Annotated in this window: 14 protein-coding genes; 2 read left to right on the forward strand and 12 right to left on the reverse strand. The window is 62.6% G+C overall.

Translation table 11 applies throughout. The annotated features are described in order from the left end of the window. Window positions 1-155: 155 nt before the first annotated feature. From I2H19_RS09100 to tmk, 5 genes are all read right to left on the reverse strand, one after another. Window positions 156-1,265 (reverse strand): hypothetical protein, encoded by a 1,110-nt coding sequence (locus I2H19_RS09100; protein WP_195622462.1) that lies wholly within the window; start codon window positions 1,263-1,265, stop codon window positions 156-158. Window positions 1,266-1,276: 11 nt separating this feature from the next. Further along, a complete protein-coding gene (locus I2H19_RS09105; RefSeq protein WP_271745862.1) occupies window positions 1,277-2,083 on the reverse strand; it encodes a ComF family protein in 807 nt (268 codons plus the stop codon). Window positions 2,084-2,185: 102 nt separating this feature from the next. Beyond that, entirely contained in the window at window positions 2,186-3,886 is a 1,701-nt protein-coding gene (locus I2H19_RS09110) for a PSP1 domain-containing protein (RefSeq protein ID WP_195622463.1), read from the reverse strand. Next, complete coding sequence (locus I2H19_RS09115; RefSeq protein WP_195622464.1) at window positions 3,877-5,004, reverse strand: DNA polymerase III subunit; 1,128 nt, start codon at window positions 5,002-5,004, stop codon at window positions 3,877-3,879. The genes I2H19_RS09110 and I2H19_RS09115 overlap by 10 nt, the downstream gene beginning before the upstream one ends. Before the next feature lies 1 nt (window position 5,005). Beyond that, window positions 5,006-5,689 (reverse strand): dTMP kinase, encoded by a 684-nt coding sequence (gene tmk / locus I2H19_RS09120; protein WP_195622465.1) that lies wholly within the window; start codon window positions 5,687-5,689, stop codon window positions 5,006-5,008. Window positions 5,690-5,928: 239 nt separating this feature from the next. On the opposite strand from tmk, the gene I2H19_RS09125 reads away from it, so the two are divergent. Continuing rightward, a complete protein-coding gene (locus I2H19_RS09125; RefSeq protein WP_195622466.1) occupies window positions 5,929-6,912 on the forward strand; it encodes a zinc-ribbon domain-containing protein in 984 nt (327 codons plus the stop codon). A 151-nt stretch (window positions 6,913-7,063) separates the two neighbouring features. Here the strand turns inward: I2H19_RS09125 and I2H19_RS09130 are convergent, their stop codons facing one another. The 7 genes from I2H19_RS09130 to I2H19_RS09160 all read right to left on the reverse strand — a co-directional run bounded on the left by I2H19_RS09130 (window position 7,064) and on the right by I2H19_RS09160 (window position 13,990). Then, a complete protein-coding gene (locus tag I2H19_RS09130) occupies window positions 7,064-9,637 on the reverse strand; it encodes a DNA topoisomerase I (protein ID WP_195622467.1) in 2,574 nt (857 codons plus the stop codon). 54 nt (window positions 9,638-9,691) lie between these two features. After that, window positions 9,692-10,375, reverse strand: a complete 684-nt coding sequence (hypB, locus tag I2H19_RS09135) for a hydrogenase nickel incorporation protein HypB (RefSeq protein WP_138374518.1) — start codon at window positions 10,373-10,375, stop codon at window positions 9,692-9,694. 55 nt (window positions 10,376-10,430) lie between these two features. After that, entirely contained in the window at window positions 10,431-10,787 is a 357-nt protein-coding gene (gene hypA / locus I2H19_RS09140; RefSeq protein ID WP_195622468.1) for a hydrogenase maturation nickel metallochaperone HypA, read from the reverse strand. Between the two features lie 6 nt (window positions 10,788-10,793). Further along, on the reverse strand, window positions 10,794-11,585 hold the full coding sequence (gene tatC / locus I2H19_RS09145; protein ID WP_022093860.1) for a twin-arginine translocase subunit TatC: 792 nt from the start codon (window positions 11,583-11,585) through the stop codon (window positions 10,794-10,796). After that, complete coding sequence (locus I2H19_RS09150) at window positions 11,585-12,166, reverse strand: twin-arginine translocase TatA/TatE family subunit (RefSeq protein ID WP_161159248.1); 582 nt, start codon at window positions 12,164-12,166, stop codon at window positions 11,585-11,587. Before I2H19_RS09150 ends, tatC begins: the two co-directional genes overlap by 1 nt. 153 nt (window positions 12,167-12,319) lie before the next feature. Further along, a complete protein-coding gene (locus tag I2H19_RS09155) occupies window positions 12,320-12,634 on the reverse strand; it encodes an STAS domain-containing protein (RefSeq protein WP_035137695.1) in 315 nt (104 codons plus the stop codon). 51 nt (window positions 12,635-12,685) lie between these two features. Further along, window positions 12,686-13,990, reverse strand: a complete 1,305-nt coding sequence (locus I2H19_RS09160) for an aminotransferase class I/II-fold pyridoxal phosphate-dependent enzyme (protein WP_195622469.1) — start codon at window positions 13,988-13,990, stop codon at window positions 12,686-12,688. 149 nt (window positions 13,991-14,139) lie between these two features. On the opposite strand from I2H19_RS09160, the gene I2H19_RS09165 reads away from it, so the two are divergent. Continuing rightward, the gene (locus I2H19_RS09165; RefSeq protein WP_195622470.1) at window positions 14,140-14,394 is read left to right on the forward strand and encodes a hypothetical protein; all 255 of its coding nucleotides are present in this window, start codon (window positions 14,140-14,142) and stop codon (window positions 14,392-14,394) included. Window positions 14,395-14,545: the final 151 nt, after the last annotated feature.

A 14,545-nucleotide genomic window follows, 5' to 3' on the forward strand; every position in this document is an offset into this window, starting at 1 on the left:
GCCTCAAGAAGGAGTAACATCGGGACTTGCAGCGACGGACCTCAGGACGCCCTTACACCACGTCTGCGCGCGCGACCTTACTGATTTAGTGACAGTACTCATATTTGCCATATTTTGGCCAGGGCATATGATTAACCCCCTATTTTCGACGCGAATTAGACCGGCTTAAGCCCAAAACACGCCCGCAGCGTGTTAAGCAACGCCTCTTGCTTCTTCCTGCGGGCATCGACACGATTCCGGTACCGCTTTCGCATACGCTGGTGGATGCGCCATGCGAGCGCTTCCATCGCTTCCATGTCGCAGAGCATTTCGTTGTTGACCGTCGCGACCTCGATTCCCATAGTAATCAAGCCCGTGTTGCGTTTTTCATCATGAATACGTCCCCTCCGGGAGGAATGGCCCAGCTCACCGTTGTATTCCAGGTCAAACCGGGCTGCTTCCTGATACGCATCGCAAACTGCATGTGGCATCCCCGAGATTGCCTGCGCGCGGTCATCGAACTCGATCTTGTAGTCGGTCTTAAAGGGACCGCAGGCAAATCCGCCATAGGAAAACGAAAGCGAAAACAGAGCGAGCATGATGCACTCCATGGGTGAGCGCAGGTTTTCCGACAGATAGGGACACAGCCGCCGCAGTTGTTTGGCCGCACTCCCCTTGCATGCCACGAGGTAATCTGCCAGGCGATCGGGCGTCAGCACCGGCTCGACTTCAAAGTAGCCCACGTCTGCCGGTTGATCCTTGTCCTTTGCAAGTCTATTCGCAACAGGCGAGGTGTAGGGAGGCAGATACTTCCCGCGATCGCTTAGTGAAATCTTGGAACACAGTTCCTGGGCCAGTGCAAACGCCTGGATACAGCCGACCTCGCGGGCGACGGCAACACAAAGGGCCTCGGGAGATAGGCTGTACACCCCCGGTTCCACCTCTAGAATCGAGCCGACAGGCAACCCGGAACACACGGACCAGCCCACGCCAAGCATGCGTCGGCGCTGCGCCGCAGATCCCACCAGCAAGCACAGATCTTCTTGCACCTCGCCGCTTTTGGCTCCAATTCGCACCAGGTCGGGAAGATAGATATCCTCGGTCGAAGGCGATGACGTACACAGCACGCGGCGCTCTTCATCGGGATTGAGGTCCTTCCAGCCGATGTAGCCCATCTGCCGGCGCTCGGCTCGAATCATACGCAACGCCGAGGTGCCCGTCAGGATCACGGAAGCCGCTAGCTGCTCTTTTGTCGGTTTGTTGCACTGCCTGATTGTTACCGCCACACGAATCACCCCTACCAAACGCGTGCGATAGCGAGGCCATCAACAGCCGCGGCACCAGCGCGCTTGAGCTCCGCCGAAGCCGCTGCCATCGTCGCACCCGTGGTGATAACGTCGTCGATAAGCAGCAGGCGGCGGCCCCGCACGTCCTCAACGGTCTCGTACATGCCTCGGGCGCGTTCACGGCGTTCTTCACGACCGAGTTCACGCTGGTCGCCATGGCCGTACTTAACGAGGGCGTCGAGCAGCGGAACACCCGACAGCTCGCAAAATGGGCGCGCGATGGCTTCCATATGATCGAAGCCGCGTCGCCGAAACGCCGCCGCCGTCGCGGGCACAAACACCACTGCATCGGCGCCGGACAACACACCGCCTAAGCGTTCGGGTGCCGCAACCTGGGCATGTAAGGCGGTGTCGTATAGCAGCTCTGCCAGATACGGCGCCAGGCGTCGCTCGCCCGCGTCTTTGTACGCTTTAATGATCCGCGGCAGCGGGTGCGTGTAAACGGCACATGCCAGGCACCGGTCGAGTGCTTCGGCCATCGCCGAGGACGTACCCTCGACCGAGCACTCGGTGCACAGCAAGTCTCCAAACGGGGCGCCGCATCGAGTGCAGCTATGCCGCGGGTCGATGAGCGCAAGCGCCGCCAAGCAGTCTTGGCAAATAAGCGCGCCGGAGCGCTCGCAGCCGGCGCATCGCGTGGGCGACAACGCCTCAAGCGCCTCGTGCGCCGCCCGCTCGGCAAACGGTGGCAATTCGTCCGCAAACGGTAGGATGCCGGCACCTTGCAGGCATCGCAACACGTTCAAATGTCTCTTCACGACACAACCCTCCCTACGCTCGGTCGCAGGGAGGGTTGTTGATTCAGCGCTATGGTACCCCGACGCGTTTGGGGCCAGGCGGGTTAAATCCGTTTGCGGGCGCTATTCGCCGGTGGGCGGTTGCGGTGCGGACGAGTTTTGGGTCGAGCCCTCACCGCCATCTTGACGCGGCTTGCGGGAACGACGACGGCGACGGCGCTTCTGGCCCTGGTCGGCCGAACCCTCGCCACCACGATCTTCGCGCGACTCGCGTTCGTCGCGAGCAGCGCCGCGCGCGGCCTTGGCAGCCGCCCCTCCGCCATCTCCAGGGCGACGGCGCGTGACCTTGACCTCGCCATCCGAGACCTGATCGGCCACGGAGGGCACCGAGGGCTTTTGCTGCGTGCCCGAGGAATGGCGACGACGCGGACGCGGGGCGCGCTCGTCATCGTTGCGCTGCTTGCCACCCTTGTCGGCAGGCGTATCGGAACCCGAACCACCCTTGGGGGCGGCACCGGCTTCGCGAGCGGCTGCGGCGCGGAAGGCGTCCTCGCGCTCCTCGCTCGACAAATGACGGCGGCGACGGCGCGTGGGATTCATGCCACCGCCGCGGTTTTGCTGCTGAGGCTGCTGAGCCTCGCGCTCGCGGGAGGAGTTCTTGCCTGCGGGAGCAGCCTCGCCGGCATCGCCCGAACCCGAGCGCTTGCGGCGGCGACGTCCACCGGCGGCCTCCTCAGCCTCGGGTGCCTCGGCCTTGCCGCGACCCTTACCGCGGCCGCGACCCTCGCCCTGGCTCTGACCGGCACGGGTATCGGCGTCCGCATCGCGGCGACGGCGCTTGGGCATCGACGTGCCGGCCAGACGATCGGCACTCGACAGGCCATCGCCCACATCGACGCCGCTCTCGCGATCGAGCTCCATGAGCGCCAGGCGCATCTCGGGCGACTCGATGCGCTCGAGCACGTCGCGCGTCACGCAGTCGGGGCGGCAGTTGCAGCCCTGCTCGGCGGCCTTCTTTTTGCAGCCCTCCGAGCACGTCATATCGGCCAGGTTGACCTTAAAGACTTTGCCGTTCTCCAGGCGCAGCACCAGCTGCTCACGCGGCGTGTCATATTCCTGGATACGCGCCTTGCCAAGCGGCGTATCGATGAGCGTCTTCTTTTTGGGCGCACGGCTCTTAAAGTCCTTGTACGCCTCGAACTCATAGCGCAGACAGCACATCAGGCGGCCGCACACGCCACTGATCTTGGACGAGTTGAGCGGCAGGTCCTGCTCTTTTGCCATGCGAATCGAGACGGGCTCAAACTGTCCGCCAAAGCGCGTGCAGCAGAGCTCCTGTCCGCACTGGGCATAGCCGCCCACAAGGCGGGTCTCATCGCGCACGCCGATCTGACGCATGTCGACGCGAATGTGCAGCGTCGAGGACAAGTCCTTGACGAGCTGACGAAAATCGACGCGCTCCTCGGCCGCAAAATAGAACACGGCCTTCTCGCCGCCAAACAGGTACTCGACGCCGACCGGCTTCATCTCGAGGTCGAGCTCCTTGACCAGGCGGCGGAAGTCGACCATGGCCTCGTCGCCCTGGATGGCCAGGTCATCGGCAAGCTGCAGGTCGATGTCGCTCGCCACGCGCAGCACGGGCTTGAGCGGCTGACCGATCTCATCTTGCGGCACCTCGAAGGGATCGGCCGTGACCAGGCCGATCTCGGTTCCGCGCTCGGTGGAGCAAATGGCATAATCGGCCTCGAGGATATCCAAATCCTGCGGATCGAACCACAGGTCGCGCGAGGCGTAGGTAAACTTAACGGGTACGACTAACGGCATTTCAGTGCCTTCCTGATATCGAACAGCATGACCTCGATGGCCAGCTGGGGAGTAACGTTTCTGGCGATGTTGCGCTCGGCGGTCGCGACTGCCTCGAGCGCCCGGGTGGCACCCGCAACATTGGTCGCGGCGGCAAGCCGACCGATCGTGTCGCGCACGTCTTCGTTCACCACGTCGGCTGCCTCGTCCTGAAGCGTCAGCAGCACATCGCGCATGAGCGTCCGCGCGCTCGCCAGCGCTTCCATGATACCCGAACGCTCGCGCGCGTTGAGTTCGCGCTTGTTGCGGTCCTCAAGCTGCTTCAATGCTCCACGCGACAGGTAGTCGGCGTTTTGTTCGAGCACCTTTTCCTGCGTGGACTTGACCTCGGCGAGCGGCGCCTTAACGGCGACGATGAGTGACTTGGCGCGGCTGAGCACGTCGGCCTCGTCGGCGGCGATAAGCGAATCTATGGCGCGAACCATCTGACGGCGGGCGTCCTGGCGCTCGGCGCTCTTGAGGAACTCGATGCCACGCGTGGGGCTTCCCGCTACGGCGACGGCCATGCGGCAACGCGCAGGGTCCTGACCGGTGGCGCGGCTCACGGCCTGCGCGGCGACGGTGGGCGATACCAGCCGAAACGGCACGCACTGGCAGCGGCTCACGATGGTGGGCAACATCACGTCTGCCGAGGTGCCCAGCAGGATGAACATAACGCCCTCGGGCGGCTCCTCGAGTGTTTTGAGCAGTGCGTTGGCGGTGTTGGCGCGCAGTTGCTCGGCACGGTCGATGATGTAGACCTTGGCCTTGGCACGGATGGGCGCCAGAGGCACGTCATCGAGCAGCTCGCGGGTCTGGGCGATGAGGTAGCCCGTGGCGCTCTCGGGCGTGTAATAGTGCACGTCGGGGTGTGTATGGCGGGCGACGCGCACGCAGCTATCGCATGAGCCGCAGCCATCCTGCTCGCACAGGAAGGCTTGGGCGAGCGCCCACGCGGCGTCGAGCTTGCCCGCGCCGGGCGCGCCCAAAAACAGGTAGGCGTGCGATGCGCGACCGCTGGCGACGGCATTGGTCAAAAAGTCGCGCACGCGCTCTTGGGTGTCGAGCTTGGCCAGTAGGCTTGCCTGAGCGGGGGCCATGCTACTCGGCCTCCTGGGCAAGCGCGGCGGTGACGGCGTCCTGGGAAATGTCGAGGCCGTAGGCGCGAACCTGCTCGACCGTCTGCGCGAAGACGTCCTCGATGGACGCGTTCGCGTCGATGAGCTTTACGCGGTTTGGTTCCTCGGCGGCAATGGCGCAAAATCCCTGGTAGACGCGCTCTTGGAAGGCCATGCCTTTTGCCTCCATGCGATCTGCCGCGCCACGGGCTGCCATGCGTAACGCCGCCTGCTCGGGTGTGATGTGGTAGACGAGCGTGAGCGCCGGATGCTTACCGGCGACAGCCAGGTTGTTGGCATCGCGTACCATCTGACGGTCGAGGCCATCGGCAAACGCCTGATAGCAGGTTGTGGAATCGTAGAAGCGGTCGCACAGGACCACCTTGCCGGCCGCGAGGGCGGGAGCTATGACCTCGTGCACCAGCTGGGCGCGTGCGGCCTCGTAGAGCAGCAGCTCGCAGGTATCTCCCATGGCCGTGTTGGCGGGGTCGAGCAGCAGGGCGCGGATCTTTTCGCTGATGGCGGTACCGCCCGGCTCGCGCAGGCTCACAACCTGGTAGCCAGCGAGTTCAAGAGCGCGGGCAAGCAGGCGCGCCTGCGTGGACTTGCCGGCACCATCGACGCCCTCGAGCGTGATAAAGCTATGTTGAGCGGGCTCAAAAGCCATGGGCGCAGCCCCTTCCTACAAGGCGCGTAAATGCAGATATATCAACCAAGCCATGATACCCCAGTGCTCGGTGCGTCCCCAATAGCTAAAGGTGCCTTTCCAAAGTTGCGGTGAAATAGGGACTGATTGAAGCTCCGAGACCGCCAAACAGTCCCTATTTCACCGCAACTTATGATGGGGAATTTTGGACGCTGGGTATAATCGTCGTATTGCATTGAAATGTGGCGAAAGGAGTGGCAATGTCTCGGTATTGCGCCTCGTGCGGCAAGCTTCTTGCAGATGATGCCAAGTTCTGCACCTCGTGCGGTGCACCCGTTGAGCAAACAACCGCGAGCGATAGCCAGCCCGCTTTTGAGCAGACCGGTTCCCTCGATACGCCGCAAGCCAAGGCGGACGACCCCCTCGCCTATCGCCCCGACCCCGCCGCAGGCCCCGCGACCGTCGAGACTACGCAGCGCGTACCCGTCGCGAGTGGCTCGCCCCAACAGCAGCCGGCTCCCGCATACGCGCCCGCTTCACCACAGACCCCCGCTCCCAAAAAGAGCGGCACCGGGCCGCTTATCGCCGTTATCGTTGTGCTGGTGGCGATCATCATCGCCCTGGTCGTTTTCTTTGTGATCAAGCCTTTCGACAACGCCGCCACGCAGACGACCGCCGAGGTAGCTAAGCTGCACCATGACGTCGACGACGATGACCTAAAGCCTCTCGGCGATCCCAACAGCCTGTACGACGATGATGACGATGACGACGAGGATGGCGGCGAAGCAACGCTCTCCGAGCAGAATCTCTACCGCCGACTAAGCGAATACTACGACTTGCTCGAAGACCTCGACAACTACGTCCGTGGCTGCGCGCAGAACTTCAACGGCAGCTATCTGGAAGAGGATCGAACCACCCGTCAAAATCTCGCCGACGTCGCCGAGCGCACGGAGAACACCATCGAGCAGTATTACGACATCGTCGAGGACCTAGACGTCCCGACGAGCTCCAAGAACTACAGCTCCTGGAAGGACATCATCGCCCTGTACGACGACCTGGATCACCGCATTGACGCAATCTGTGATGCCTGGGAGATCAGCCTGAAATACGCCAAGCCTGCGGACCACAAGAATGAGATCGTGGCGCCGCTGTCGCGCGACAACGTGGCGGGCACCAATGACAATAAGTACCGCCTAGACTTTGAGGAGCGCTATCCCAGCGCCAAGCCTGTCGAGGTGAAGTAATCCCAACAACTGATCAAAACTTGCGGTGAAATAGGGATTAATTAGGCCTTTTGCCAGCAAAAACAGTCCCTATTTCACCGCAACTTAGAAGTGGGGCCGGGCGCGCATTTGCATTTGCGCGCCCGGCCCCGCCGCGTCTATATGTGCTCGGTTACTTGTCGGCGGCCTTCTTGGTGGTCGTCTTTTTTGCGGCAGCCTTCTTGGCGGCAGTCTTCTTTGCCGCCGTCGTCTTCTTTGCCGTGCTCGCCTTGGTCGTGGTCTTGCGGCCGCGGGCGGGCTTCTTCTCCTTGGTCGGGCAGTCCATGTTCACGCAGATGCGCCACGGGCCGCGCGCCGTGTTGACCACCACGATGGGGGCGCCGCACTCGGGGCAGGTCTCGCCCGTCGCCTCGAGCTTACCGCGCGCCGGCAGAGGATAGCTCACACCGCAGTCATCGTAGTTGGTGCAGCGGATAAAGCGCTTGCCGCTCTTCTCGCTCTTGTGCGCGATCAGGTCGCCATGGCGTCCGGCCTCGGCGCACACCTTGCACTCGCCCACCTTAAGGTCGGGCTCGTAGTTGGTGGGGCACGTAGGGTTCACGCAAATCTCGAAGGCCTTCTGGCGGAACGGCTGGCACTTAATGCGCGGTGCGCCGCACTCGGGGCACACGGCCGCCTCGCCCTCGAGCGGGCTTACCTTGACGCCGCTCGGCACCGGATAGGTCACATCGCAGTCGGGCCAGCCCATGCAGCCGATAAAGCTGCCGCGGGTCTTGGCGCTCGTCTTCATAACCAGGTCCTTGCCGCACTTGGGGCAAGCGCCCACGCGCGCATCGGCCGTGACGGCGTCGCTGATGGCGTCGCCCAGCTCCTGCGTGTGCTTGAGCAGCTCGTCGAGCACGCCAGCCAGCAGCGCGCGAGAGTGCGTCACGACATGCTCTTCGGTGTCCTCGCCGCGCTCGACGCGGGTCATGTCGCCGTCGAGCTCACTGGTCATATCGGGGCTCGTGATGCGCGGGGCAAACTGTGACAGCGCATCGATGATGGCAATACCCAGCTGGCTCGGCTCAACGGGATCGTTTTTGAGATAGCGCACGGCATACAGGCGTTCGATGATGCTCGCGCGCGTGGACTTGGTGCCCAGGCCGCGCTTTTCCATCTCCTGCACGAGCTTGCCCTGGCTGTAGCGCGCGGGCGGCTCGGTCTGCTTTGCCTCGAGCTTAATGTCGAACACGTCGACCGCGTCGCCCTGCTCCAGCGGCGGCATCTGCTCGTCGCGCTTGAGTCCGTACGGGTACGCCTCGCGGAAACCCGGGGTCACGAGCACATCGCCCGAAGCCACGAACGGCTCGCCGTTCACGTCGAGCTCGAGCTTGGTGTTCTCGATGGTCGCAGGACCCATAAGCGTCGCCAGGAAGCGGCGGGCGATCAGGTCATAGAGCTTGCGCTGGCCGCCGTCGAGCGTGGACGGATCGCCCTCGCCCGTGGGGTAGATAGGCGGGTGGTCGGTGGTCTCGACTTTACCGCGCGTGGGCTTCATGGGACCAGCGAGTACCTTTTTGCACACGGGCGCCAGCGCCGGGTTGATCTTTGCCAGGTCACTCACCACGGCGCCCAAATCGAGCGTCGCGGGGTACACGGTATTGTCGACACGCGGGTAGCTGATGAGGCCCGCCATGTAGAGGGACTCGGCGATGCGCATGGTACGCGCAGGCGAGATACCCTCGGCTGCGGCGGCAGCCTGCAGCGAGGTGGTCGCAAACGGCGTGGGCGGCTGCTGCTTGCGCGAGCGCTTGGTCACCGCGGCGACGGTTGCCGTCTTGACACCGTCAACGTGACCGTACGCCGTCTCAGCAGCATCCTTGTCGGTAAAGCGCGCCGTCTTGTGCGCGATCTTAAAGCGGTCATCCTCGGCAGCACCCTGAGCGGCACCCATGCCGCGAATCTGCCAATAGTCCTCGGGCACAAACGCCATGCGCTCGCGCTCGCGCTCGACCACCAGGGCGAGTGTCGGCGTCTGCACGCGGCCGGCAGAGCGCACGTTACCAAAGCCGCCAAACTTGGCGAGCGTCAGATAGCGTGTCAGCACCGCACCCCAAATGAGGTCGATGTGCTGACGGCTCTCGCCGGCGTCAGCCAGGTTCTGGTCGAGCGAGACAAGGTTATCGAAGGCCTGCGTGATCTCGGCCTTGGTAAACGAAGAATACTGGGCGCGGGCGACCGGCAAGTCGGGCGCAACCTCGCGCACCTTGTTGAGGGCGTCCGAACCGATCAGCTCGCCCTCGCGATCGAAGTCCGTAGCGATGATGACGCTGTCGGACTTCTTGGCAAGGTTCTTGAGCGAGCGGATGAGCTCCTTCTCGGCCGGCAGCTTAATGACGGGTGCCCAGGTGAGATACGGCAGGCTCTCGAGCTTCCAGCCCTTGATGGAGATACCGTCGGCAAGAAACGGCTTGCGCTTGGTGTCGTAGGGCGGACGAGCCAGGCCATCGGGCATGTCGGCCGGCAGCATCTCGCCATCCTCAGTAACCGAATACCAGCCCAGCTTTTTATCGAACAGTACGCTGTCGCAAAAATCGGGCGCAAGGATGTGACCGGCAAGACCGATCGTCACGCACTCCTCGCCCTTCCACTCAAAACGGTAGATGGCGGTGTTGTACACCTTGTCCTTTTTGGGTTTGCCCGTGGACAGACGCTCGGCGATCTGACGCGCGGCGTCGTTTTTCTCGGCGATGATGAGCTTCAAAAGAGGCTCCTATCTCGTATCTCTGCGGCTACGCCCGCCCGTATGGCGGCCGATTTACGCCCTTGCTTGCTCGATCTGCCCGATGAGCCAATCGCACCAGGCATCCATGCCCTCGCCCTTGCGCGCGCTCACGGCAAACCGCGGCGCCTGCGGATTGAGGTCATCGAGTGTCTTAGTATACCTATCCATGTCAAAATCGAAAGCCGGGGCCACGTCGACCTTATTGAGCAGCTGCGCGCCAGCGTGCTGGAAGATGCCCGGGTACTTGATGGGCTTGTCGTCGCCCTCGGGCACCGAGAGAATCATGATGGACAGGTTCTCACCCAGGTCAAAGTCGACCGGGCAGACCAAGTTGCCCACGTTTTCGATAAAGATGACGTCGATGTTCTCCAGACCGACGGCCTGGTCGAACGCGTCAACGGCCTCCATGATCATGTTGCCCTCGAGGTGGCACAGGCCACCCGTGTTGATCTGGATGGCGGGCATGCCGGCTTCCTTCATGGTGATGGCGTCGACATCCGAGGCAATATCGCCCTCGATGACGGCACAGCGCAGGCCAGCCTTGTCGCGCAGGCGCTCGTTGGTGCCCAGGATCGTGGTGGTCTTGCCCGAACCGGGGCTCGACAGCACATTGATCACATAGGTGTTTGTCTCTTTAAATCGCTGTCGCAGCTGATCTGCCAGGCGCTCGTTGCGCGACAGAATCGGCGACGCGATATCAATCGTTTTCTCAGCCATACTCGGCACTCCTTACTTTGGCCCCTTTATACCCCATCACCAGATGGCTAGCGGGCTAATCGTCGGGGGTTTCGATTTCGATACTTGTGATGTCGAGCTCGCGGCCGTGCAGCAGACGCACGTTGGCGCCGCCACATTGGGGACAGCGGCAATGGAAGCGATCGTGCTCAAAGACCTCCCCGCAGTCCAGACACTCGCTTTGTGGATGGACTTCCTCCACGGCAAGCTCGCAGCCTCGCGTGAGCGGGTCCTCATCGCGAAATGTCTCCCACGCAAAGTCGAGCGCCTCGCGCACAACTTCGGTCATATCCCCGATACGCAGCGTTACCAAAACGGCGCGCGAGGCCCCCGCCCCACGCGCCGCGCGAATCACTGTATCGAGTATGCCGTTGACAATGCCAACCTCGTGCATACCGATTTACTCCTCGTCGTCCTCATCGTCCGAGAACAGGTCCAGACGGCTCACAAACAGGCCCTCCTTGCCCTCGCGCGCGGTAATGACCACGCGGGCGATGGCGAGCGAGATCTCGTAGAGCGAGAGCAGGGCGCCGTACATGAGGCCCAGCGTAACGGGCGAGCCGTCGGGCGTAATCACAGCCGAGCCCACAAGCAGGCCCACGTACACGTAGCGCCAGGCGCCGCGGAAGGCCGCGTAGGACACGATGTGGAAGACGGACAGGTAGAAGATGATGAGCGGCAGCTCAAACGCCACGCCAAAGCCGATCATAAAGAGCAGCTCCATGTTGACGTAGTTCTCCAGGTCGGGCAGCGCCGTGGCGACGGCCGAGGTCTCGCCGATAAGCCACTCAAAGCCCGCCGGGATGATGATGAAATAGCAGAAGATGGCGCCCAGGAAGAACAGCACCGTCGAGGCGAGCACCGTGGGCACGACCCATTTGCGCTCGTTGGGACGCAGCGCCGGCAGGAAAAATGCTAGAATCTGCCAGATGATCATGGGCGTGCACATGACCACGGCCATCTTGATGGCCAGCGAGAAGCGCAGGCCAAAGCCGCCGAGCGTGGTGGTGATGTAGAACTTACCGTCCGGCACAAAGGAGCGGATGGGGTCTTCCAGGATGTCGAGCACCACGGGCGTGGCGAAATACAGCACGATGGCGGCGGCAAACACCGACACGACCACGATAGTCAGGCGGCGACGGAGCTCTCCCAGGTGATCGAAGAGCGGCATGCGCGCAGGTCCGATAGGCATTACTCATCGCCTCCCTTCGAGGCGTCGGCGGCAGCGGCGTCGTCCTCGGCCTCGAGCTCGCGGGCGAGCTGGTCGACGACGGCCTTGCGCTTGCGGGGACGACGGGCGTAGAGGTCGGCCGTCGTGGGCTCTACCGGCTCGGGCTCGGGCTCCGGTTCTGCAGCAGGCTCGGGCTCGACGACAGGCTCGGCGGCAGCGGCAGGCTCGGCACCCTCGGCCTCCTCAGCAGCACCCTCGCCCTCGGCGGCAGCCTCGCTCGCGGCCTTCTCGGCAGCAAGGCGGGCACGGCGCTCGGCAAAGGTCTCCTTCTTGGCGGGCGCTGCCGTCTCGGCGGCATCCTTGTCCGCATCGGAATCGTCATCGACGGCAGTCTTCTTGGGCTTGACCGGTGCCGAAGCGGCCTCGCTTACCGGATCGATAATCTCAGACTGAACAACGGCCGTCATCTTTTCCTGCGTCTCGCGGAACTGACGGATGGCACGGCCGATCGTGCGGCCCATCTGCGGGAGCTTATCCGGGCCAAACAGCAAAAAGCCGAAGACCACGATGATCGCGAGCTCACCCTCTCCAATACCAAACACACATACCTCCAAGGCTCGATGTGAGTCGAGCCCGCACCGCGCCATTCGGCCGGAACTCGTCTATTCATTCGGTCAAGTATAGCGCCCGGACGCCAAAACGTCCGAGCGCATCACAAACATATGCCAAACGGCACGCCCTTTTGGGGGCAAAGATTATGCAGCGGTGATCGAAATCTCCTGGTCGACACCCAACAGCTGAACCACGCGCATTACCGGGGGCTGCACATTGGTGCAGCTAAAACGCTTGCCGTGGTCGACCGCGTGGTGCGCGGCGCCCACGAGCACGCCAATGCCCGTTGAATCGATGTAGCTCACCTGGGCAAAATCGAGCTCAACGGCCTCAGTGGGCTGCTCGAGCGCCAGGTCGATGGCATTGCGCAGGCTATCGGCGTTAGAGATGTCGATCTCGCCGGTTACCTTAATGGTGTAGAGCTCTGGCGTGGGGTTGGTGGAAATACCCAAATCCATGTATATGCTCCTTTACGTATCGAAGGTGCGGATAGTACGGGAAGCCGCGCGTTAGGCGCGCTCGGCACGCGCGAGCTCGGCAGCGACAAGCTTAACGGCCAGCACCAGCACATCGAGCGCGGCCTCCAGGTCCTCGACCGTGGGATAGCTCGGCGCGATGCGGATGTTGGTATCGCGCGGGTCCTTGCCATAGGGCCAGGTAGCACCGGCCGGCGTGAGCTTGACGCCCAGGTCAGCACAAAGCGCAGCGACCTTTTGGGCCGAGCCCTCGGGACCATCGAAGCTCACAAAGTAGCCGCCGCGAGGATGCGTCCAGGTAGCGCAACCCGTATCGCCCAGGCCCTCGGTGAGCTTGCGCTCAACGGCCTTAAAGCGCGGACGCAGGAACTCGGCGTGCTTTTTCATGTGCTCCCTGACCGCCTCGATGGTGGGAAGGAAACGCACGTGGCGCAGTTGGTTGAGCTTATCGGCGCTGATGAGGCCGGCCTTCAGGCGCTTGGAGAACTCCGCGATAACCGCGGGGCTCGCACCGATAAAGCCGATACCGGCGCCCGGAAAGGTGATCTTGGACGTCGATGCAAAGGCCACCACGCGATCCTCGGTGCCCGCCGCGCGAGCGAGGTCAAAGATGTTGGCGAGCTCATCGGTCTCGTCGTACAGGTCATGCACGCAGTAGGCGTTGTCCCAGAAGATGCGGAAATCGGGCGCGGCCGTGGGCATCTCAACCAGGCGGCGCACAGTGTCCTCGCTAAAGGTGATGCCCGTGGGGTTGGAATACTTGGGCACGCACCAGATGCCCTTGATGGAATCGTCGGCGGCAACGAGGCGCTCGACCTCGTCCATGTCGGGGCCGTTGTCAGTCATCGCGACGGGGACGTTCTCGATACCCAGATCGGCGGTGATGCCAAAGTGGCGGTCGTAGCCGGGAACCGGGCACAGGAACTTGACCTTCTTGCCGTCGTGCGCGGCCTCGTAAGCCTCCCAAGGGTCGCTACCACATGAGCCGCAACGCCAGAACATACCGGCGATATCGTGCTCGATCAGCAAACTCGACGAACCCAGCACGAGCGTCTGCTCAGCGGGGCAACCCAGGAACTCCCCCGCTAGCTTGCGTGCCGAGGGAATGCCCTCAAAGCAGCCGTAGTTGGAACAGTCGACATTGCCGTCGTGCAGATCGGCATCGGCATTGAGGATATCGAGCATGGGTCGAGAGATGTCCACCTGGGAGGGCGACGGCTTGCCGCGGGCCATGTCGAGCGCCAGGCCCTTGGCCTTGACCTCGGCGACCTCGGCTTTGAGCGCCTCGATGGCGGCATCGAGTTCGGTGGTTTCCATCTTCTGGTAGATCGTCTGCATGGGTGCGACCTTTCACGAAGCGGTACGTTGCAACTCTTCTAAGTATAGACCGCCACCGTCGCAACGTTATGAAGCCGTGATAGATTAAGTCCATCGCAATGAATTACGAATCGCCGCGCATGCCGGCATGAAGCGCCCAAGGAGGCACTATGGAGTACGGATCGTTCCAGGCCGAGGAATTCGGCGCCCTTCAGCGCCTGGTCGACGGACTGTTTTACGACCGCCACGCCATCGACCGCCTGGATCTGATCGTACAGGCCGAAATCTTGGACCTGGCGCCCGATCTCATGGAAATCGTGAACCTGCTACCGCCCGGCTATTACGACCGCCAGTCACTTTGCGACCAGCTCAACTCCGCCTTGGCCGCCCACGGCTGGGGCGCCGTCTACGGCACCGTGGAATAACCTAGTCATTGGGGCCTGTGGTCAAAAAATAGCAAATATGAGTACTGTTACTTTTTTAGTAACAGCGATTTTGAATCAAAACCACCCCTAAAAGGGGTGGTTTGCTCTTAGGGTATAACCCTTGGATTTCCGGCACGCGTCTAAAGGCGCC

It is taken from the genome of Collinsella aerofaciens, from assembly GCF_015560135.1.
In the GTDB taxonomy this organism is placed as follows: domain Bacteria; phylum Actinomycetota; class Coriobacteriia; order Coriobacteriales; family Coriobacteriaceae; genus Collinsella; species Collinsella aerofaciens_AN.

What these genes read in the sequence shown, in the direction of transcription:
- I2H19_RS09115 (WP_195622464.1), bottom strand. Translation starts at nt 5,004, where the DNA reads ATGGCCCCCGCTCAGGCAAGCCTACTGGCCAAGCTCGACACCCAAGAG.
- tmk (WP_195622465.1), bottom strand. Translation starts at nt 5,689, where the DNA reads ATGGCTTTTGAGCCCGCTCAACATAGCTTTATCACGCTCGAGGGCGTC.
- tatC (WP_022093860.1), bottom strand. Translation starts at nt 11,585, where the DNA reads ATGCCTATCGGACCTGCGCGCATGCCGCTCTTCGATCACCTGGGAGAG.
- I2H19_RS09165 (WP_195622470.1), top strand. Translation starts at nt 14,140, where the DNA reads ATGGAGTACGGATCGTTCCAGGCCGAGGAATTCGGCGCCCTTCAGCGC.
- I2H19_RS09110 (WP_195622463.1), bottom strand. Translation starts at nt 3,886, where the DNA reads ATGCCGTTAGTCGTACCCGTTAAGTTTACCTACGCCTCGCGCGACCTG.
- I2H19_RS09155 (WP_035137695.1), bottom strand. Translation starts at nt 12,634, where the DNA reads ATGGATTTGGGTATTTCCACCAACCCCACGCCAGAGCTCTACACCATT.
- I2H19_RS09125 (WP_195622466.1), top strand. Translation starts at nt 5,929, where the DNA reads ATGTCTCGGTATTGCGCCTCGTGCGGCAAGCTTCTTGCAGATGATGCC.
- hypB (WP_138374518.1), bottom strand. Translation starts at nt 10,375, where the DNA reads ATGGCTGAGAAAACGATTGATATCGCGTCGCCGATTCTGTCGCGCAAC.
- I2H19_RS09160 (WP_195622469.1), bottom strand. Translation starts at nt 13,990, where the DNA reads ATGCAGACGATCTACCAGAAGATGGAAACCACCGAACTCGATGCCGCC.
- hypA (WP_195622468.1), bottom strand. Translation starts at nt 10,787, where the DNA reads ATGCACGAGGTTGGCATTGTCAACGGCATACTCGATACAGTGATTCGC.